Origin of the sequence: Streptacidiphilus sp. EB103A (genome assembly GCF_041261405.1) — a bacterium.
GTDB lineage: Bacteria > Actinomycetota > Actinomycetes > Streptomycetales > Streptomycetaceae > Streptacidiphilus.
In genome coordinates this window covers 74527-93655 of record NZ_JBGCAQ010000013.1, presented here as the reverse complement: position 1 = coordinate 93655, position 19129 = coordinate 74527, and the positions used below count along the sequence as shown (strand labels likewise).

The window sequence follows — 19129 nt, the reverse complement described above, 5'->3', positions numbered from 1 at the left end:
CTCGGCGTCCAGATCAGCCGGCGGTACGGGGGCAAGGCTCAGGGGTGGGCTTCGGAGTCAGGGCTGGGGCACACCGCTGAGGCGATCATTCGATTTTCGCGCGGGAGCGCACGCGCCTTAGAGCAGCCGTGTGCCAACCCGTCCTGCGGAGAGGCATGCTCCGATGGGCACAACCACCCGACGCACCGCAGCAGCCTGCCCCTGGCTCGCCGCACACCACACGGGCTACACCCCCGTCCCGGTTGCCCCGGGCGGACGCGTGTCGGCGCTGGTGCGGCTGCACGGACACCCGCTCGGCCCGGTCGGGCTGGTCAACACCGAGAGCGCGCCCGGCAATCCGGCCGGGCTCCACCGGGGGAACGGGCCATGAGCATTGTCCCGGTGCTGCTCTACCACTCCGTCTCGGACGACCCGCCGGAGTGGACGGCACCGTTCGCGGTGAACCCCCGTGCCTTCGTCGAGCAGTTGGACCGGCTCGCCGACGCGGGGGTCTCCGTGGTGCCGCTGCGGCGGCTGGTCGCGGCTATTCGCGGCGGCCCCCCGTTGCCAGTCCGGTGCGCAGTGCTGACCTTCGACGACGGCTTCGCGGACTTCTACTGGACCGTCGCGCCTCTGCTGTCCGCCCGCGAGCTGCCGGCGACGCTCTTCGTCACCACCGGGGCCGTGCACCCGCCCGGCGGCGTGCCGACCGGAAGCCTGCTGCCCCCGGCCGAGATGCTGAACTGGCGTCAGGTCGCGGGCCTGGACGCGCTGGGCGTCGAGATCGGCGGCCACTCGCGCACCCACGCCCAGCTCGACACCCTGCCGGGCAAGCGACTGAGCGAAGAGGTCGAGCTCTGCAAGCACGAGCTGGAGGACGCGCTCGGGCACAGCGTCACTTCCTACGCCTACCCCCACGGCTACCACAGCGCCGTCGTCCGGCGGAGGGTGCAGCAGGCCGGCTGGGACTCCGCCTGCGCCGTGGCCGACGCGCTCAGCTCGACCTCGGACGACACGTTGCGCATCGCCCGGCTGACCGTCCGCGCCGACACTCCGTCCAGCGTTTTCCAGTCCTGGCTGGAGGGCCTCGGGGCGCCGAGGGCGCCCTTCCCGGAGAACCTGGCGACGACGTTGACAACGCAGGGCCGGCGCGCCTACCGGCGCATGCGGGCCCGGCTCGGCCTGCCCCTGCCACACTGAACCATCCACGCCGAGCTACAGGACATTCAGGTCATTACGGGTATTCTAGCAACGTAAGTTTCTGCCGTATACCCGATTGCCCTTGATTTCCCGCGTCTCCCCGGGAGGAGCACACTCTTGGACTTGCAACCAGGCTCGGGGCCGGCCCGGCGGGCAGGGGACAGGGGCCACTACGGCAGGCTGACTCGCGAGCGAGTGCTGACCTCGGCGCTGGAGCTGGTGGACCGCGACGGCCTGCCTGCCCTGAGCATGCGCAAGGTCGGCGCCGAGCTGGGCGTGGAGGGCATGGCCCTGTACCGCTACGCCAACGGCAAGGACGCCCTGCTGGACGGCCTGGTCGAGATGCTCTATGCCGAGTTGCGCGATCGGCTCGCCGCCGCCGACCAGGGTACCGACGCGCGCGCCGAGCTGCACCGGATCGCCCTGGCGACCTACCAGGTGTCGCTCGCCCACCCGCATGCCGTGCCACTACTGGCCACCCGGATGCTGGAGCTCCCGCTGGCCCGTCGGCAACCGGTGATCCTGCAGAACTACGAGACCATTCTCGGGCTGTTGACCGCAGCGGGTCTGGACGACCGGCAGGCCGCAGAGGCGTACCGGGCGATCACCGCCTGGACGCTCGGCTACACCCTGACCGATCTCCAGGCCGTCGTGGACAACCCGGACGAGCCCGACCCCGCCTTCCGGATGGGATTGCACCACATGCCTGCCCAGGAGTTCCCGCGACTTCGCGCCACGGCTCCGGCGATCGGGGAGAGCGGCGGTGCAGAGGGACTCGCCGTCGGCCTGGACGCCCTGCTCGACCGGCTGCTGCCCGCCACGCCCCCGGTCGACCCGGGCAGCCGTGGCGGCCGTGACGACAGGGTCGGGTAGTGAGGCGGTGGCACATGGCGCGGAAACCGCGAAGGTGGCAGCACCTGGCGATGGCGCTGCTCAGCTGCGTCATTCTGACGATCGGCCCGGCGAGCTGTTCCTCCCCGGGCTCCCCCGCCTCGGCGGGAACGCCGACCAGCCCGGGGACGGCGGCGAAGCCGTTGAAGACCGGCATCGCCTACGGTGACACGCTGGTCTGGAAGGACGACCGGGACCTCGCCGCCGGCCTGGACGACGCCGTCTATACCGGGGCCGGCTGGATCCGGGTGGACCTGGCCTGGAGCGACATCCAGCCGGACTCCGCGACCGGCTACGCCTGGCAGGGCTTCGACCGGGTGGTGGCCGCGGCGCGCAGACGGGGGTTGCAGGTGCTGCCGACGCTGGGCTACGTGCCGCAGTGGGCCCGGCGGGATTCCTGCGCGAGCCAGGACTCCTGCCCGCCCGCCGACCCCGGGCTCTTCGCACGGTTCGCCGCGGCCGCCGCCCAGCGGTACGCGCCGCAGGGGGTGCACACCTGGCAGGTCTGGAACGAACCGAACATCACCATCTACTGGGGGCCGAAGGCCGATCCGGCGGGCTACACCCGGCTGCTGGACGCCGCCTCGAAGGCGCTGCGCGGCACCGATCCGTCGGCCGTCGTACTGATGGGCGGCCTGGCGGCCGTGCACACCGATCCGGCCAAGGGCTGGATGTCCCAGAACGACTTCCTGGCCGCGGCCTGCAAGCTCGGCGCGACCACCATGGTGAACGCCATCAGCTACCACCCGTATACCTATCCCTACCTGCCCAGTGCCAGGACAGACTTCGGCACCCCGTGGGAGCGCATCAGCAGCACCAAGGACAGCCTGGTGTCGGTACTGTCCGCCTGCGGCACACCCAACCTGCCGATCTGGCTCACCGAGACCGGAGCGCCGACCAACGGGCCCGGCGAAGCGGCGGACGGCCCGAACGCCGCATCGAACCCGACCCATGTGACCGAGGCGCTGCAAGCCGCCATCGCCGCCGACGCCGTCCCGGCGGCCGCGGCCGACCCCCACGTCGCGGCCGTCTTCTGGTACACCGACCGCGATACCGGTCAGGACGCGGACCGTGCGAACAACGAGCTCTTCTTCGGGCTGCGACGCCACGACGGGTCGCCGAAGCCCTCGCTCGACGCGTTCAAGGCCGCCGTCAAGGAGGCGAATCCCAGAGGATAGGTGTTGCCGCCCAGAACCGTATGTGTACACTGGAAACTGCAGACATAAAGATACTGTCCCCATATACAGGGGCAGTCCCTGCAGCCCGGTGCGTCTGCGCGGCGGCCCTCGAAGGCCCACTCCCGCAGGCACGACACGAGGTGCCCTCTCCCCTTCGCCCAGTCATCGCAGTGGCTGCGCACTCCGGTTTTCTGGAGCCCACCATGAAGTCCGTTTCCGTCGTCATCCCCGCACTCAACGAAGCCCCCAATCTGCCGCTGGTCATGGACTCCATCCCGTTCTCCGCCCTCGAGAAGAACGGCTGGAGCACCGAGGTGATCGTGGTCGACAATGCCTCCACCGACGGCACCGGCGATATCGCCAGAGAACTCGGGGCGCGGGTGGTAGTGGAGCAGCGGCGCGGATACGGCAGGGCCTATCAGGCGGGATTCGCGGCCGCAGGCGGCGACGTGATCGCCACTGGCGACTGCGACTGCAGCTACCCCTTCGACGAGCTGCCCGAGCTGCTCCGGACCCTGGTCGAACGGAAGGTCGAATTCATGACCACCGACCGGCTGTACCGGGACAATCGCGAGGCCATGAAATGGTCGCACCGCCTGGCCAATCAGACGTTGAGCGCGCTCAGCCGGCGGCTCCTGCACACCCGGCTGCACGATTCACAGTCGGGAATGTGGGTGTTTCGCCGCTACGTTTGGAGCGGCGTCGACGTACGCTCCCCCGGTATGGCGTTCTCCCAGGAGATCAAGAATGCAGCGATGCTGGCCGGATACACCTGCCTCGAGGTCCCCATCGATTACCGGAAACGTGGAGGCGAGGTGAAGCTGCATGCGTTCAAAGACGGCGCCGGCAATGTCCAGCAGCTCATCGTCCACCGCTTCCACCAGTCGGCCGGAAGGCATACGCCCGGCGGCACGACCCGCGAACTCGCCAAAAGTGCATGAACGCCCGCGTCCCTTCGCTGCGCACCCTGCTGGCGACCGCCCTGCTGGGCGTCGGCGCACTGGCCCTGCTCGGCGCGGGGCTGTCGGCCGGCGGCCGTACGGTGCTGCGGCAGTCCTTCACCGAGCAGCCCCGCGGCTACATCGAGCTGTACTTCACCGACCCGCCCGGAATCGGCTCGGGGCTCGTGACCGTCTCGGTCGCCCTGGTCGACCACGGCGATCGGCAGACCACGTACCAGCTGCGCTCCCTGCTCAAGGACAGCACCGGAGGGGTGACCGCGCAGACGACCACCAGCCTCGCGGCCCAGCCGGGCAGGGCGGCCCGGGCCGTGGTGCGGCTGCCCGCCGGGGCCGACCCGGCCCTGGTCGAGGTCGACCTGACGGACCATTCGCAGACCCTGTACTACGGCGTCGGCGGCCCGCCGCCCGCCGCTCCCGGAGGCTCCCCATGAACGTCGGCCCGGTCTCGCAGGACCGCTCCAGGAGCGCCCGCTGTACCGTCACGACCAGCTGGGACGACGGCCACCGCCTCGACGTTGAGCTCGCCGACCTGCTGGAACGGCACGGCATCGCGGGCACCTTCTACATCGCACCGCGCAACCACGAAATCGACCCGCACCAGCGGCTCGGGCCCGCGGGGATCCGCGAACTCGCCCAATGCTTCGAGATCGGCGCACACACCCTCTCCCACCAGCGGCTGTCCCGGCTGCCCGACGCCCGGGCGGCACAAGAGATGCGGGCCGGCAAGCAGGAACTGGAGGAGATCACCGGATCGGCGGTGACCAGCTTCTGCTATCCGTGCGGTGACTACCGCCCGGTACATCTGCGCCAGGCCCGGGAGCTCGGCTTCTCGCTGGCACGGACCGTGCGGCGCGGATACCTGGACCCCGGGGCGCCGCTGGAGCTGCGCACCACGGTCAACGCCTACGCCCACCGGGTGGACGCGCTCGCGTCGTTGCGGATGGCCCGGCTGCGCCCGCGCGTCGCCGGCCGGCTCTACCTGGACTGGGACGAGCTGGCCATCTCCTGGTTCGAACGCTGCCTGGGCCAGGGCGGGGTGTACCACCTGTGGGGCCACAGCTGGGAGGTGGCGGCGCGCGGGGACTGGCAGCGGCTGGAGCGGGTGCTGGCACACATCGGCGGCCGACCCGGGGTGCGCTACCTGGCCAACGGGCAGCTGATCGGCGGGCGGGCGAACTGATGCGCACGATACTGCAGCTGACGCCCTACTACCCTCCGCACCTGGGCGGGATGGAGCGGGTCGTCGAGCATCTGGCCGAACTGCTCGCGCATACCAACGAGGTTCGTGTGGTCACCACCACGCTCGGCGCCGCCCCGCCGGAGCCACCCGGTACCGACACCGGTGTCCGGGTGCGCCGACACCGGGCGGTGGAGGTGGCGCACACCGCGATCGCACCGGGCCTGCCGCTCTCCCTGCTCCGCGCCCCGCGCTCGGCCGTGCTCCACCTGCACTGCGCGCACGCGCTGATGCCCGAACAGGTCGCCCTGACGGCCCGGCTGCGCGGGCAGCGTTACCTGGTCCACCTGCACCTGGACGTGGATCCCTCCGGTCCGCTCGGGCGACTGCTGCCGCTGTACAAGCGTCAGATCCTGGGGCGGGTGCTGCGGGCGGCGGCCGGCGTGCTGGTCCTCACCGACTCCCAGGGCGCCTTCGTCCGCGAGGTCTACCGGGTGCCCCCGGAACGGGTGTTCGTGGTGCCCAACGGGGTGGGCCCGGAGTACTTCCGACCGGCGCCGCGCACCCCGTCGGCGCGCGGCACCATGCGGCTGCTCTTCGTGGGCCGGCTCAGCGCGCAGAAGAACGTCTCCCGACTGCTGCGGGCGATGAGCCTGGTGCGCGAGGCGGTCCAGCTCGACGTCGTCGGCGACGGCGAGTTGAACGGGCGCCTGCTGCTGGAGGCGGAGCAGCTGGGCCTGCCGGCCGCAGGTCCCCGCCGGGTGCGGTTCGTCGGCCCCCTGCTGCGCGAGGACCTGGTCCGGGCCTACGCCGAGGCCGACGCGTTCGTACTGCCGTCGGACCGGGAGGGGATGCCGCTCGTGGTGCTGGAGGCGATGGCCTCCGCCCTGCCGGTGCTGGCCACCGACGTGCCCGGAACCACCGAACTGGTGCGCGGCACCGGCCTGCTGACCGCCCCGGAGCCCGGTGCGCTCGCGACGGCGATCGACCGGGTGGCGCTCGATCCCGCACTGCGCCTGGACCTGGCGCGGGCCAGTGAAAGGGCCGCGCGCGGCTACTCCTGGGAGGCGGTGAGCCGGCGGGTGGAGGAGGTCTACGACCAGGTGTACGGGGGACGGACCGGCGGTACGGGCGGTCGGCCATGAGGACGTACTGGGGCCTGCCGGGCCGGTCCGCCGCCGCACTGGGCACCGCCGTTGCCTGCCTGGTGGTGCTGCTGCCCGCCGTCCCGGTCCTGCTGCGGGCCCCGGCCGGACTGTGGCTGCTGTTCGCGGCGCCGTCACTGTTGCTGTTCGGCCTCGCCTCCCGGGTGGTCTCCACCAAGGACGGGGCCGCGCTGCTCGCGGTGGGCCTGGCGGTGCTCGGCGACCTGCTGCTGGGCCTGGCGGTGAACACAGTGCTGCCGCTGCTGGGGGTGGCGCACCCGTTGGAGCGCTTGCCACTGGCCCTGAGCTGGGGTCTGGCCCTGCTCCTGCTGGGCCTGCTGGCCCCGGGGCCGCAGCCTCCGCAACCGCCCGCCCCGAACCGGGCCGGATCCTCGGCCATGCGGTCACCCCGGCCCCTGGTCCCGGTGGCCGGGCTGGGCGCGGCGGCCCTGGTGCTCTCGGTGGCCGGGCCCATCCGGCTCAACAACGGGTTCGGCGCGGGTACCAGCCTGGCCGCTCTGTGTGCGGTGACCGCCCTGCTGCTCCTGCTGCTGGCGTGGTCCCGGCGCAGCCCCGTCGGTGTCCTGGAGTTGGGACTGTTCCTGGCCGCGGCGGCCCTTCTGCTGTCCGTCTCGCTGCGCGGCTGGTACATCACCGGCCACGACATCCAGAGCGAGTTCAAGGTCTTCACCGTGGCCCTGGACGACGGCCGCTGGCGGCCCGGCGCCTCCGTCAGCTCCTACAACGCCTGCCTGAGCGTCTCCGTGCTGCCGGTGCTCGCGGTCCGGCTGACCGGGATCCCCGGTCTGTACGTCTTCAAGGTGCTGCTGCCGCTGCTGTTCGCCCTCGCCCCGGTGCTGGTCTTCCGGTCGGTGCGCAACGTCGCACCCGTGTTGGTCGCGCTGCTCTCGGCGGTCTACTTCATGGCCTTCCCCACCTTCTTCACCGACATGCCCTACCTGGGACGCCAGGAGGTCGCGTTCCTGTTGCTGGGCTGTGCGCTGGTGGTGGTGACCGACTCCGGCCGGCCGCTGACGCGCCGTCGGACGATGCTCGTACTGCTCACCGCCGGGATCGTGCTCTCGCACTACTCGACCACCTACGTCCTGGTGGGCACCCTCGCGCTGGCCTGGGCCGGCGACCGGGTGTGGCGGCAGGTCGAGCGGCACGGCGGCAGGTCCGGCCTGGTGAACGGGCCGGACGACGCCTCCCGTTCGATCGTCACCTGGTGGCTGGTGGCCGCCGCCCTGGCCATGGCGCTGCTCTGGGCCGGGCCGATCACCCACAGCTCCAACCAGGCCCGCTCCACGCTGGCCCGGATCATCCATCCCGGACGGAACCCGCAGGGCTCCTCCGACACCTCCTACAGCATCTTCCACCTCACCTCGGTCAGCGCGAACGAGCGACTGGCGCAGTACCGTGCCACGAGCCTGGAGCAGTCGGCCCAGCAGCGTGCCGCCGGCAAGCTGCTGCCGCTGGGCCTCGTCGACCGTTACCCGACCGTCGCGGTGGGCGAGCAGCGACTGCCGCTCACCGCCCTCGGCCGGACCCTGCACGGCACAGGGGTGGACGTCGCCCACCTGAACGACGCCGTCCGCAGCGGGGCCGCCCGGCTCCTGCAGGTGCTGCTGCTGGTGGGCCTGGCCGTCTCGATCCGGGCGCGGCGCACACGCCCCTTCCGTCCCACCCGCGACCAACTGGCGCTGGCCCTGGCCGCAGTGGGGATGCTGGCGCTCCTCACCATGGTGTCGGCGCTGTCGGCCGACTACGGCGTCCTGCGGGCCTTCCAGCAGGAGCTCTTCTTCTTCGCGCCGTTCACCGCCGCCGCCTCGCTGTGGCTGCTGCGCTGGGCGGGCCGCTGGGCGGCGCCGCTGGCCTGCGGGCTGGCCCTGGCGCTCTTCCTGGACCTGACCGGCGTGGTCCCCAAGGCCCTCGGCGGCTACCCGCCCCAGCTCCTGCTCGACAACTCCGGCCAGTACTACGACCTCTACTATCCGCACCCCGCCGAGTTCAGTGCCGTCCAATGGGCCCAGACCCGGATCCGGCAGGGCGACGGGAACGTCGGGGCGCACCTGCAGACCGACCAGTTCACCTTCGACCGGCTGCAGACCGCCATCGACGCACCTGCCCTGCAGGACATCTACCCCACCCTGCTGGAGCAGGACAGCTATGTGCTGCTCAGCACCAGTACCGTCCGGGAGGACCGGGCGACCGTCTTCTTCCAAGGCGATCTGCTGACCTACGGCTATCCCCTGGCCCTGCTCGACAGCACCAAGGACAAGGTGTACGCCGGCGAGGGAGTGGAGGTCTACCGATGACCGTCCCGACCTCGGCGCCTCGTGTGCTCTTCGTCTGCCACTACTACCCACCGCACGTCGGCGGCATCGAGAACGTGGTCCGCCGGGAGGCCGTCGGGCTGCGGGCGCGCGGCGCCGAGGTGACCGTGCTGAGCAGCGGCCGACGCAGCCGGGCGACCGTGCAGGACGGGGTCCGGGTGGTGCGTGTCGCGGCCTGGAACGGTCTGGAGCGCCGGGCCGGGGTGCCGTTCCCGCTCTTCTCGCCCCGGCTGCTGGCGGAGGCGGTGCGCTGGGGCCGCTGGGCGGACCTGATCCATGTGCACGACGCGCTCTACCTCAGCTCCTGGGCCGCGCTGGCAGCCGCCCGGCTGACCGGAACGCCGTACCTGATGACCCAGCACGTCGGCGTGGTCCAGCACCCGGTGGCGCTGATCCGCGGCGTCCAGCGAGTGGTGTACGCCGGCCCCGGGCGCGCCCTGTGGCGCGGGGCGGAACGAGTCTTCACGCTCAACTCCTCGGTGGCCGCCTTCACCGCGCACCGCGGTGCCCGCCCCGGCCGGGCCGTTCACCTGCCCAACGGCGTGGACACCGAGCTCTTCCGCCCGGTGCGGACGCGGGAGGAGCAACTGCGGGCCCGGCGCGCCCACGGGCTGCCGCTGGACCGGCCGCTGGTGCTCTTCGTGGGCCGGCTGGTCCCGAAGAAGGGGTACGACCTGCTGCTCGCGGCGCATGCGGCGCAGCCGCGACCGGACTACGACCTGGTCCTCGTCGGCGACGACTGCGCCACGCTGCCTGCGCGCGAGGGCCTGCACATGCTGGGCCGGCTCCCGCACGAGGCGCTGCCGCAGGTGTACCGGGCCTGTGACATGTTCGCCCTGCCCTCGGTCGCCGAGGGATTCCCGCTGGCCGTGCAGGAGGCGATGGCCACCGGCCTGGCCGTGCTGACCACGGACGACCCCGGCTACGCCGCCTACCGACTGGACAGCGCCCGGATCCGGCTGCTGCCGCGCCGGACCGACCAGTGGGCCGCCGCACTGCGGGAGCTGGCCCGGGACGAGGAGCAGCGCAGCCTGCTGGGTGCGGCCGCCCGCGCGTACACGCTGCGCAACCTCAGCTGGGACGAGCACGTGAGCACGCTGCTCGGGCACTACCAGGAGCTGGTCGCCGCCTCGCCCCGGAACACTGTCGCCGCCGGCAGCAGGGAGGCTGACGATGGCTGACGTCTGCGTGGCACAACCGCGCCGGGCCGACCAGGACGACCGGGTGACCCGCAACTCCGCCTACCTGATGGCCGCCACCGTTGGCACCGCCGGGCTGAGCTTCCTGTTCTGGGTGGCCGCCGCGCACCTGTTCTCCCCCGCCCAGGTCGGCCAGGCCGCCTCACTGACCAATGCGATCTCGCTGATCGCCTACCTGAGCCTGTGCGGACTGAACAGCACGCTGGTGCGGTTCCCCGCCGCCCCCGACGGACGCCATGCGCAGATCAGCCGGGCCATGGTGGTGGTCTTCGCCGTCGGCTGCCTGCTCGGCACCGGTTACCTGCTCGGCCTTCCCTACTACGGCGCGCGACTGCTGACGGTACGTGACGACCCGGTCCGGGCGTCGCTGATCGTGCTCTTCTGCGCCCTGGCCACGGTCAATCTGCTCACCGACGCGCTCTTCGTCAGCGAGCGCATACCGCAGTACAACACCCTGGTCGACGGGGTACTGCAAGGGCTCACCAAGCTGGGCCTGCCGTTCCTGCTCACCGGGCTCGGCACGTTCGGCCTGGTCACGGCAACCGGCGGCGGCTACGCACTCGCGGTGCTGGCCTCGCTCTGGTTCCTGCGCCGCCGCACCGGCTTCCGCTTCCGGCTGACCGCCGGCGACACCCGGCTGCGCGAACAGCTGGGGTTCTCGACGGCCACCTACGTCTCCAGCCTGCTGAACCTGGCGCCGCTGCTGGTGCTGCCGATGATCGTGCTGCAGCGGCTGGGCGCCGCAGCCGCCGCGTACTACTTCGTCGCCTTCCAGATCGCCAACCTGGCCAACGCGCTCTCGTTCGCGATCAGCGAGTCGATGTTCGCCGAGGTCTCGGCCGACCAGTCGCGCTTCGGCCCCGTGCTGCGCCACTCGGCCCGCCTGATCGCCCTAGTGCAGCTGCCGGCCGCGGTGCTGCTGGCCGCCGGCAGCGGGCTGCTGCTGCAGCCGTTCGGTGGCGCCTACGCCGACCGTGCCCAGGGCCTGCTGGAGGTGCTGGCGCTGGGCGCCGTCGCCGTGGCGCTCAACACCTGGGCCAGCTTCGCGATCAAGCTGGCCGGCCGGATGGCGGCGCTGATCGGGAGCAACGTGGTCTACGTCCTGGTGACGGTCGGCCTGGCCGCCGGCTGGCCCGGGCGCGGCCTGGTCTGGTTCGGCTGGGCCTGGTTCCTGGGCAACCTCGCCTCGGGGCTGGTGGCCCTGGTGGCGCTGGTCCGGGTCCGGCCTGCCGTGGGCCGGGGCGGGACCGGACCGTCCGCCCCGCCATCGGCCCCGCAGAACGTGCTCGTGGTCAACGCGTACGTCCGCGAGAACGCTGGTGACGCCGCGCTGCTGGCGGTCTGCCTGCGGCAGGTGCGCACCGCCTTCCCCGGTTCCCGGGTCAGCATCGCCGGCATGGAGGACCGGGCGCTGCGCCCGAGTTTCGACGGCGCCCCGAACCTCGGGTCGATCCGCCGCTACGTGGCCGACGGCGCCATCGGCACCCCGCGCCGAATCCTGCGCAAAGCGGTGGGCTTCCCGCTGGGGCTGCTCTGTCTGCTGCTGCCCCGGACCGCGGCGCGGCTGCTGCTCCCGCTGCTGCCGGCCGAGGTGCGCCGTGAGGCGGCGGCCGTGGCCGAGGCCGACCTGGTGGTCTCGATGGGCGGCGGCTACTTCAGCGCCGGGCCCGGGCCGGACGGCTACCAGAACCTCTTCTATGTGGCGCTGCCGCTACTGCTGACCCAGCGCCTGAGGGTGCCTCTGGTCCTGGCGCCGCAGTCCTTCGGCCCGTTCGCGGCACCGGCCCAGCGTCGCCTGGCCGGCTACGTGGTGCGCCACGCCTCGATGGCCCTGGCCAGGGAGGACCTGAGCGTCGACATCCTGGCCGGCTGCGGAGTGCGCGGTGCGCCGGTGCGCCGCTCGGTGGACTCCGGCTTCGCGTTCGCGCCACGCACGAAGGCCGACTGGCACGCCCGGCTCGGCGTGGCGCCCGGAGTGCCGCTGGTCGCGGTGACAGCCCGTCAGTGGCTGGCGCCGCGCGAGCAGGAGGTCTACGAGCGGGCGCTGGCGAGCACGATCGACGCCCTTCGCGCCGACGGCTCCGCGGCGGTGCTCGTCCCCCAGGTCACCAGTGGCTATCTGGGGGACGACGACCGGATCGTGGAGCACCGGATCGCCGGCTACTGCGCCGCACCCCCGCTGCGGGTGAACGAGCAGGTCGACCTCGGCGAGCTGAAGGGCCTCTACGCCCAGTGCAGCTTCGTGCTGGGCACTCGCTTCCACTCGGTGATCTTCGCGTTGACCAGCCTGGTGCCGTGCATCGCGATCGAGTACGAGCACAAGACCCGCGGCATCATGCGGGACCTGGGCCTGGAGCCGTGGGTGCTGCCGATCACCGAGGTCTCGGCCCAGCGTCTGAGTTCCCTGGTGGAGCGAATGCGGACGGAGCGTCAGGACTACCTGCGTACCCTGACCGACCGCCTGCCCGCTTACGTCGCCCGGGCCGAGGAGCTGACCGAGCTGCTGCGCACGGTCGCAGGTGGCGGAGCGGACGGTCCGCCGTGACCCGCACGGTACTGCTGGCCTGCCCGTACTTCCCGCCGCACGCCGGGGGTGTGGAGACCTACGTCTGCCAGCTCGCCCGGCACCTGCGCGCCCGCCACGGCTACCGGGTGCTGGTCGCCACCACGGCGGACCGGCACACCCCGCCCGGCTACCGCCGAGGACCGGACGGCGTCGGTGTCTACCGGCTGCCCGCCCCGGCACGGGCCTCGAACACCCCGCTCTCCCTCGGCTGGCCACGCCGGCTGCGGCACCTGATCACCAGCCAGGGCGTCGACCTGGTCAACGGCCACGCCCCGGCCCCCTTCTTCGCCGACGCGGCTGCCCGGGCCCGCGCGGACGTGCCGTTCGTGCTCACGTACCACACCGGGCGGATGCGCCGCGGAAACCTGCTGATCGACCTGCCGCTGGCCGGCTACGAACGCACGGTGCTCGCGGGTACCGTGCGGCGGGCGCAGGAGCTGATCTGCTGCTCCGACTACGTGGTCGCCGACCAGCCGAGGCTCTTCGCGAGCGCCACCGTCATCTGCCCCGGGGTCGACCTCAGTTGCTTCACCGAGCGGCCGGTGCCGGCCACGCCCCGGCTGCTCTTCGTCGGCTCGCTGGAGCCCGCCACGGCCTACAAGGGCCTGGGCGACCTGCTGAACGCCGTCGCCCTGCTGCGCCGCCGCCGGCCCGCGGTGGAACTGGAGGTGGTGGGCACAGGTGCAGCCCAGGGTTCCTATGCCGCGACCGCAGCGAGGCTCGGCCTCGCCGACCGGGTCACCTTCCGCGGCCGGCTGGAGGCGCCGGCCCTGGCCGCGGCCTACCAAGGCGCACGGGTGCTGGCACTGCCCAGCTCCTTCGAGAGCTTCGGGAGCGTGCTGGCGGAGGCGATGGCCTGCGGCCGCCCCGTCGTGGCCACCCCGGTCGGGGGGATCCCCTCCCTGGTCTCCGACCACGTCAACGGCCTGCTGGTGCCGCCCGGCGATGTCACCGCCCTCAGCTCCGCCCTGGCGCGGCTGCTGGACGACGACGCACTGGCCCGGCGCCTGGGAGCAGCCGGCCACGCGCACGTGGCCGCGGAGCTGTCCTGGGAACAGCAGGCCGACCGTACGGCCGAGGTCTTCGCCCGCGCGCTGGACGGCAGGCAGTGCTAACGGGTCGTCGCGGTGCCCCGGGCGTTGTAGACGACGGCGTCCCTGCGTGCGCCGTAGTCCTTGAAGACCTCGACGGCTTCTTCGCGGAGGATGTCGCCTGTGGTCCGGATGCCGCGGCGGTGGAACTGGGCGGCCCAGTCCTCGCGCATGGGGCCTTCGTCGAAGCCGGTGAGTTCCTCCAGCTCCGGGCCGTCTCCGGCGATGAGCAGGCGTCGGACTCCGGACCACATCACGGCGCCGTAGCACATGACGCAGGGGCGCCAGTTGACGACCAGTTCCAGGTCCGGGCCGCCGGCTGCGCCCAGGTCCCAGGCGCCGAGGCGGGTCTGGGCGAGGGAGACCGCGACGACTTCGGCGTGGGTGGAGGAGAGGCCGGAGGACAGGACGAGATTCACTCCGGCGGAGATGATCCGTCCGGTGCCGCTCTCCACGACCAGTGCGGCGAAGGGGCCGCCGGTGTCCTCCCGGTGGTTGCGCTCGGCGAGGCGGTTGACGAGGCGCATGCGGTCCTCGTCGGTGGGCAGGGTCTCGGGTACGTCGGCGAGCTCGTCGACCACCCAGGCGGGAAGCCGGGCGCCGAAGGCGGTGGCGAGTGCGGATGCGTCCATGGGCGGTTCTCCGGTCGTGTCGTGGGCGGTCGTGTCGTGGGCGGGGTCTGCACGGCCGACGGCTATGCGGTGAAGAAGTGGCTCAGGCCCAGATCGCGCAGGCCGCGGCGGTAGGCGATCGAGCTGCGGTCGGCGGGGATGTTCACTTCGAGCCTGGGGTCCAGCGGCAGGTTCTCGGGTTTCTGGACCTCGACGATGGCCCGGTCCTCCTCGAAGACCGTCCGGTTGAAGTCGTAGACGCCCTGGACGGGTTGGTCGGTGTCGAAGTTGCGGGCGATCGGGGCGAACATACGGGTGCTGCGGGCCGAGACCGGTGAGGCGGCGTTCATGATGTTCAGCCGTCCGCCCTCGGGGAAGTGCACGACGAGCGTCGCCGTGAAGGGCAGGTGGACGTCGAAGTGGCGCAGCCACTGGAAGTCGGGCGGGGCCTGCTTGGTGCCGTGCGGGTAGTTGCTGACGGTGCTCCAGTAGTCGACGGAGAAGCCCCGGTCGTGGCGGACCGGGGTGTACTCCGGGACGACGGTGTTGTCGGGGTCTCCGAAGGAGTCCAGGTGGACGAAGCCGAAGTGGGCGACGTCGAGGAAGCCCTCGACCTGGCGGCCGGCGAAGGCGGCGATGTCGATGCTGGGGCAAGTGATCTGCTGGAACCCGTCGTCGTCCCAGTGGGCCATGGCCGGGATCGGCGCCGTGCCGGCCGGGTCTTCGATGGTGTCCGCGGAAGGGCGCAGGCAGGTCCACACCAGGCCGTAGCGCTCGACGACCGGGTAGGTGCGCAGGTTCAGCCGGTCGGGGATCTTCGCGGTGGGGTGGGCCGGGACCTGGACGCACCGTCCGCCGTCGCCGAAGCGCAGGCCGTGGTAGGCGCAGGTGATGCCGTTGCCGTCGCCCCCGCCCAGGCTGAGCGGGACGCCGCGGTGCGGGCAGATGTCGTGGGCCACGACCACGGTGCCGCCGACGCGGTAGGCGACCAGGGTTTCGTCCAGCAGGCGTACGGCGGTGGGGGCGTCGCCGATCTCGCGGGACAGCGCGACGGGGTACCAGTGCTGGGCGAGGATCGCCCAGTCGTCGGCGTCGAAGGTGCACTCCCGGGGCAGGGCGGCACGGGACGGAGCAGTGGTCATCGGGCAGATCCTTCTACAGGCACGCGGGAAGACAGAAGACACAAGACAAGGGACAGCGACCGGTTGGGGCGCTACCGGCCGGCGTAGGCGTCCAGCTCGGCGAGGCAGACGTCCTTGACGGCCGCGGGCAGCCAGGCGGCCTCGAAGGCGTTGCGCTGGAGCTGCACCAGCTCCGCCGCGGACAGCGGGGTGGTGGCCTGCACGGCGAGCAGGTTCTCGGTGACGTAGCCGTCCATGTAGGCGGGGTCGTCGGAGCTGACGGTCACCCGCAGCCCGCGGTCGAGCAGTTGGCGGACGGCGTCCTGCCAGGCGGAGCCGCGCACATAGCCGTTGGAGACCGGGCAGACGGTCAGGCCCAGCCCGCGCGCCTTGATCTCGGTCTGGAGTTCCTCGCTCTCCAGGCAGTTCACGCCATGGTCGATGCGGTCCACCCCGATCACGTCCAGGCACTGCCGGATGTGGTCGACGGAGTTCTCCTGGTCCAGGTCGCAGTGCATGGTGAGCTGGTACCCCTCGGCCCGGGCCCGGGCGAAGACGGCGGCGAACTTGACCGGCGGGTTGTCCCGTTCATCCGAGTCCAGCCCCACCCCGACGATCCACTCCCGGTACGGCAGCGACTCCAGCAGCGTCGCCATCGCGAACCCGGCCGAGAGGTCCCGCATAAAGCACATGATCAGCTGCGCCCGCACGTCCAGCAGCCGGTGCGCGTCCATCACCGCCCGCCGCAGGCCCCGGATCACCGTGTCGAACGACACGCCCCGGGAGGTGTGCGCCTGCGGGTCGAAGAAGATCTCCGCGTACCGCACGTTCTGCGCCTGCGCCTTGGCCAGGTACGCCCACGCCAGGTCGTAGAAATCCGCCTCGGTGAGCAGCACCGACATGCCCTCGTAGTAACAGGCGAGGAAGGACGGCAGGTCGTGGAACACATAGCCGGCCCGCATCTCGTCCGCGTCCGCGTAGGGCAGGGTGACGTTGTTCCGGGCGGCGAGGGCGAACTTGAGCTCCGGTTCCAGCGTGCCCTCGATGTGCAGGTGCAGCTCGCACTTGGGCAGGCCGGAAATGAAATCGGTCAGGTCGGTCACGAGTCCTCCGCGGCGTGAGGGACGTCAGCTGTTCGGACGCCGGTTGGGGGCGAAGCGGGCGAGCGCCAGGGTCTCCACGGTCGCGATGATGTTGTAGGCGAGCGCGGACACGGTGGTGAGCACGGCCACCGAGGCCCACAGGTGGTCGTACTCGAAGGTGGAGGAGTCCTGGAGCATGGCGTAACCGAGACCCTTGCCGGTGGCGAGCCATTCGGCCAGCATCGCCCCGATCAGCGCGCCCGGCACGCCGACCCGGGCGCTGGCGAAGAACGCCGGTACGGAGCTGGGCAGCATCACCTTGCGGGCGATCGTCCAGTCGCCGGCCCCGTAGGCGCGGCAGAGGTCGGCCGCCTGGCGGGAGGCGGAGCGCAGGCCGAACACCATGGTGACCAGCGCGGGGAAGAAGACCACCAGGCCGCTGATGACGGTGGTGGCCATCAGGCCGCGGCCGAACACCAGGCTGATGAGCGGGGTCATCGCGACCAGCGGCACCGACCGTACGACGACGGCGAGGGGCAGCAGGGACTGCTCCACGCTGCGTACCAGAACGAAGAGCAGCGCCACCACGACGGCCGCGGCCAGTCCGGCCACGAATCCGAAGCCGGCGTCGAGCAGGGTGCGCCCCAGGCTGGAGGCGACGAGCCCGCGGTGGGTGCCGGCCTGGCCGCCCTCGAAGAGATAACGCCACACGTCCAGCGGGGACTTGGCGACCAGCGGGTCAAGCTGGAAGGTCTGCAGGAAGGCCAGCCAGAGGAGGATCACGGCGGCCATGGTGGTGACGACGTTGACCAGCGGGCGCAGGAGGATCCCGATCCACCGCAGCGCCTCCTCCGAGGCCCCCGTGACGCCGTCGGTCCCACCGGTTGTCGCGGTCAGGGTCGTGGTGCTCATGAGCCGCCGCCTTCCACGGTCGTGCTGCGTGCCCACGGCGCGGCGAAGCGGGCGACGAGCCCGACGACGCCGTAGCCGACGCCGGCGACAGCGCCGGACATCAGGGCGATGCCCCAGGTCCGGGCCACGTCGAGCTGCTGCTGGGCGATGGTCATGGAGACGCCGAGGCCGTTGTCGACCCGGCCGAGGTACTCCCCGATGACGGCGCCGAGCAGGGCCGCTGGGGCGGCGATCTTGAGCGCGGCCAGCGTGCTGGGGAGCGCCGCGATCAGCCGGACCCGGATCAGCTGCTGCCAGCGTCCGCCGCCGTAGGCGCGGACCAGGTCGAGCGAGGCGGGGTCGGCGGAGCGCAGGCCGAGCATCGCTCCGACGAGGGTGGTGAAGAAGACCGAGAGCCCGGCCATCGCCGCCATCGGCTGGTCCCCGTTGAGCACGAGGGAGAGGATCGGGCCGACCGCCACGATCGGCAGGCAGTAGGAGGCCACGGCGATCTGGGTGACCACCCGTTCCAGTAGCGGGACGACCAGCACCAGCACGGCCAGGGCCAGCGCGAGGGCGTTGCCGAGCAGATAGCCGGTCAGCGCCTCGCCGGCGGTCTGGCTGATGTTCGGGCCGTAGAAGGCCCAGCCGTCGTCGAAGATCCCGGCCACCACGGCCCAGGGGGTGGGGACGCCGTCGCCGGTGCTGACCACGGTGGTGGACAGTACCGACCACACGGCGAGCAGCACGACGACGCCCACCGCTCCCCCGGCCCACGAGGACCCGGCCAGCCGCGGCCCCCGGCCACGTGCGCCAGGCACCGCTGCCTGCGCGCTCATGACGCCCCCGTCCCGAAGAGCAGCTCCGAGAGGTGGTCGGCGTACGCGTGGAACTCCGGCGAGCGCATCATCTCCGGCGTGCGGGGACGGGGCAGGTCGATGGTGACGTTCTCCACGATCCGGCCCGGCCGGGGGGACATCACCGCGACGGTGTCGCTCAGCAGCACCGCTTCGTTGATGGAGTGGGTCACCAGCAGCGTGGTGACCGCCCGCGCCTGCCAGATGCGCTGGAGTTCGAGGTTGAGCCGCTGCCGGGTCATGTCGTCCAGGGCGCCGAACGGCTCGTCCAGCAGCAGCACCTTCGGGTCGACCACCAGCGACCGGGCGATGGCCACGCGCTGCCGCATGCCGCCGGACAGCTGGGCGGGGCGGGCCCTCTCGAAGCCCTCCAGCCCGACCAGCTTGATCAGGTCGGCGACGGCGGCCCGGTCGGACTTGATGCCGCTGATCTCCAGCGGCAGCCGGATGTTGGCGGTGACCGAGCGCCAGGGCAGCAATGCGGCGTCCTGGAACGCGATGCCCAGGTGGTGCCGCTTACGGGCGGCCTCGGGGTGCTCGCCGTGGACCAGGGCAGTGCCGGACGTCGGCGTGTCGAGCCCGGCGAGGATCCGCAGGACGGTCGACTTGCCGCAGCCGGACGGTCCCAGCAGGGTCAGGAACTGTCCTTCCCGGGTGTCCAGGTCGACCCCGGCCAGCGCGGGCACCCGGCGTCGGCCGAGCTTGAACTCCTTGCTCAGACCACGCAGGGACAGCCCGGTGCCGGCGGCATCCGGAGGGGGTGAGCCGTCGGGCAGGTCTGGCACTGCGGCTGCGGTGTTCATCAGTTGGCGACCTCTGTCGAGCGGTGCGGGTGGGTGTAGG

18 protein-coding genes are annotated in these 19129 nt (G+C 71.8%); 12 read left to right on the top strand and 6 right to left on the bottom strand.

The annotated features are described in order from the left end of the window. Positions 1 to 163 precede the first annotated feature (163 nt). From ABH941_RS22010 to ABH941_RS21955, 12 genes are all read left to right on the top strand, one after another. Positions 164 to 370 (top strand): hypothetical protein, encoded by a 207-nt coding sequence (locus tag ABH941_RS22010; protein WP_370131123.1) that lies wholly within the window; start codon positions 164 to 166, stop codon positions 368 to 370. Further along, on the top strand, positions 367 to 1179 hold the full coding sequence (locus ABH941_RS22005) for a polysaccharide deacetylase family protein (protein ID WP_370131122.1): 813 nt from the start codon (positions 367 to 369) through the stop codon (positions 1177 to 1179). The genes ABH941_RS22010 and ABH941_RS22005 overlap by 4 nt, the downstream gene beginning before the upstream one ends. 117 nt (positions 1180 to 1296) lie before the next feature. Then, on the top strand, positions 1297 to 2052 hold the full coding sequence (locus ABH941_RS22000) for a TetR/AcrR family transcriptional regulator (protein WP_370131121.1): 756 nt from the start codon (positions 1297 to 1299) through the stop codon (positions 2050 to 2052). A gap of 14 nt (positions 2053 to 2066) precedes the next feature. Continuing rightward, on the top strand, positions 2067 to 3248 hold the full coding sequence (locus ABH941_RS21995; RefSeq protein ID WP_370131120.1) for a cellulase family glycosylhydrolase: 1182 nt from the start codon (positions 2067 to 2069) through the stop codon (positions 3246 to 3248). A 203-nt stretch (positions 3249 to 3451) separates the two neighbouring features. Continuing rightward, positions 3452 to 4189 carry a glycosyltransferase family 2 protein gene (locus ABH941_RS21990; protein ID WP_370131119.1) on the top strand — a complete coding sequence of 246 codons (738 nt, stop codon included), beginning with the start codon at positions 3452 to 3454 and terminating at the stop codon, positions 4187 to 4189. Next, a complete protein-coding gene (locus tag ABH941_RS21985; RefSeq protein WP_370131118.1) occupies positions 4186 to 4641 on the top strand; it encodes a hypothetical protein in 456 nt (151 codons plus the stop codon). Before ABH941_RS21990 ends, ABH941_RS21985 begins: the two co-directional genes overlap by 4 nt. After that, entirely contained in the window at positions 4638 to 5390 is a 753-nt protein-coding gene (locus ABH941_RS21980; RefSeq protein WP_370131117.1) for a polysaccharide deacetylase family protein, read from the top strand. Before ABH941_RS21985 ends, ABH941_RS21980 begins: the two co-directional genes overlap by 4 nt. Beyond that, positions 5390 to 6532: a glycosyltransferase family 4 protein gene (locus tag ABH941_RS21975; RefSeq protein ID WP_370131116.1), complete on the top strand. Its 1143-nt coding sequence runs from the start codon at positions 5390 to 5392 to the stop codon at positions 6530 to 6532. The genes ABH941_RS21980 and ABH941_RS21975 overlap by 1 nt, the downstream gene beginning before the upstream one ends. After that, positions 6529 to 8850 carry a hypothetical protein gene (locus tag ABH941_RS21970; protein WP_370131115.1) on the top strand — a complete coding sequence of 774 codons (2322 nt, stop codon included), beginning with the start codon at positions 6529 to 6531 and terminating at the stop codon, positions 8848 to 8850. Before ABH941_RS21975 ends, ABH941_RS21970 begins: the two co-directional genes overlap by 4 nt. Next, positions 8847 to 10049 (top strand): glycosyltransferase family 4 protein, encoded by a 1203-nt coding sequence (locus ABH941_RS21965; RefSeq protein WP_370131114.1) that lies wholly within the window; start codon positions 8847 to 8849, stop codon positions 10047 to 10049. The genes ABH941_RS21970 and ABH941_RS21965 overlap by 4 nt, the downstream gene beginning before the upstream one ends. Beyond that, entirely contained in the window at positions 10042 to 12612 is a 2571-nt protein-coding gene (locus ABH941_RS21960; RefSeq protein WP_370131113.1) for a polysaccharide pyruvyl transferase family protein, read from the top strand. The genes ABH941_RS21965 and ABH941_RS21960 overlap by 8 nt, the downstream gene beginning before the upstream one ends. Then, positions 12609 to 13748, top strand: coding sequence for a glycosyltransferase family 4 protein (locus ABH941_RS21955; protein ID WP_370131112.1), 1140 nt, complete (start codon positions 12609 to 12611; stop codon positions 13746 to 13748). Before ABH941_RS21960 ends, ABH941_RS21955 begins: the two co-directional genes overlap by 4 nt. On the opposite strand, the gene ABH941_RS21950 is transcribed toward ABH941_RS21955, so the two are convergent. The 6 genes from ABH941_RS21950 to ABH941_RS21925 form a co-directional block, all read right to left on the bottom strand. After that, the gene (locus ABH941_RS21950; RefSeq protein WP_370131111.1) at positions 13745 to 14356 is read right to left on the bottom strand and encodes a nucleoside deaminase; all 612 of its coding nucleotides are present in this window, start codon (positions 14354 to 14356) and stop codon (positions 13745 to 13747) included. The genes ABH941_RS21955 and ABH941_RS21950 overlap by 4 nt on opposite strands. A gap of 62 nt (positions 14357 to 14418) precedes the next feature. Continuing rightward, positions 14419 to 15477, bottom strand: a complete 1059-nt coding sequence (locus ABH941_RS21945; RefSeq protein WP_370131110.1) for a Rieske 2Fe-2S domain-containing protein — start codon at positions 15475 to 15477, stop codon at positions 14419 to 14421. A gap of 71 nt (positions 15478 to 15548) precedes the next feature. Next, positions 15549 to 16559: an adenosine deaminase gene (gene add, locus ABH941_RS21940; protein WP_370131108.1), complete on the bottom strand. Its 1011-nt coding sequence runs from the start codon at positions 16557 to 16559 to the stop codon at positions 15549 to 15551. A gap of 24 nt (positions 16560 to 16583) precedes the next feature. After that, the gene (locus ABH941_RS21935) at positions 16584 to 17450 is read right to left on the bottom strand and encodes an ABC transporter permease (protein ID WP_370131107.1); all 867 of its coding nucleotides are present in this window, start codon (positions 17448 to 17450) and stop codon (positions 16584 to 16586) included. Then, positions 17447 to 18268, bottom strand: a complete 822-nt coding sequence (locus tag ABH941_RS21930) for an ABC transporter permease (RefSeq protein WP_370131106.1) — start codon at positions 18266 to 18268, stop codon at positions 17447 to 17449. Before ABH941_RS21930 ends, ABH941_RS21935 begins: the two co-directional genes overlap by 4 nt. Further along, on the bottom strand, positions 18265 to 19089 hold the full coding sequence (locus ABH941_RS21925; protein ID WP_370131105.1) for an ABC transporter ATP-binding protein: 825 nt from the start codon (positions 19087 to 19089) through the stop codon (positions 18265 to 18267). The genes ABH941_RS21930 and ABH941_RS21925 overlap by 4 nt, the downstream gene beginning before the upstream one ends. Positions 19090 to 19129: the final 40 nt, after the last annotated feature.

What these genes read in the sequence shown, in the direction of transcription:
- ABH941_RS22010 (WP_370131123.1), top strand. Translation starts at nt 164, where the DNA reads ATGGGCACAACCACCCGACGCACCGCAGCAGCCTGCCCCTGGCTCGCC.
- ABH941_RS22005 (WP_370131122.1), top strand. Translation starts at nt 367, where the DNA reads ATGAGCATTGTCCCGGTGCTGCTCTACCACTCCGTCTCGGACGACCCG.
- ABH941_RS21995 (WP_370131120.1), top strand. Translation starts at nt 2,067, where the DNA reads ATGGCGCGGAAACCGCGAAGGTGGCAGCACCTGGCGATGGCGCTGCTC.
- ABH941_RS21990 (WP_370131119.1), top strand. Translation starts at nt 3,452, where the DNA reads ATGAAGTCCGTTTCCGTCGTCATCCCCGCACTCAACGAAGCCCCCAAT.
- ABH941_RS21985 (WP_370131118.1), top strand. Translation starts at nt 4,186, where the DNA reads ATGAACGCCCGCGTCCCTTCGCTGCGCACCCTGCTGGCGACCGCCCTG.
- ABH941_RS21980 (WP_370131117.1), top strand. Translation starts at nt 4,638, where the DNA reads ATGAACGTCGGCCCGGTCTCGCAGGACCGCTCCAGGAGCGCCCGCTGT.
- ABH941_RS21975 (WP_370131116.1), top strand. Translation starts at nt 5,390, where the DNA reads ATGCGCACGATACTGCAGCTGACGCCCTACTACCCTCCGCACCTGGGC.
- ABH941_RS21970 (WP_370131115.1), top strand. Translation starts at nt 6,529, where the DNA reads ATGAGGACGTACTGGGGCCTGCCGGGCCGGTCCGCCGCCGCACTGGGC.
- ABH941_RS21965 (WP_370131114.1), top strand. Translation starts at nt 8,847, where the DNA reads ATGACCGTCCCGACCTCGGCGCCTCGTGTGCTCTTCGTCTGCCACTAC.
- ABH941_RS21960 (WP_370131113.1), top strand. Translation starts at nt 10,042, where the DNA reads ATGGCTGACGTCTGCGTGGCACAACCGCGCCGGGCCGACCAGGACGAC.
- ABH941_RS21950 (WP_370131111.1), bottom strand. Translation starts at nt 14,356, where the DNA reads ATGGACGCATCCGCACTCGCCACCGCCTTCGGCGCCCGGCTTCCCGCC.
- ABH941_RS21945 (WP_370131110.1), bottom strand. Translation starts at nt 15,477, where the DNA reads ATGACCACTGCTCCGTCCCGTGCCGCCCTGCCCCGGGAGTGCACCTTC.
- ABH941_RS21935 (WP_370131107.1), bottom strand. Translation starts at nt 17,450, where the DNA reads ATGAGCACCACGACCCTGACCGCGACAACCGGTGGGACCGACGGCGTC.
- ABH941_RS21930 (WP_370131106.1), bottom strand. Translation starts at nt 18,268, where the DNA reads ATGAGCGCGCAGGCAGCGGTGCCTGGCGCACGTGGCCGGGGGCCGCGG.
- ABH941_RS21925 (WP_370131105.1), bottom strand. Translation starts at nt 19,089, where the DNA reads ATGAACACCGCAGCCGCAGTGCCAGACCTGCCCGACGGCTCACCCCCT.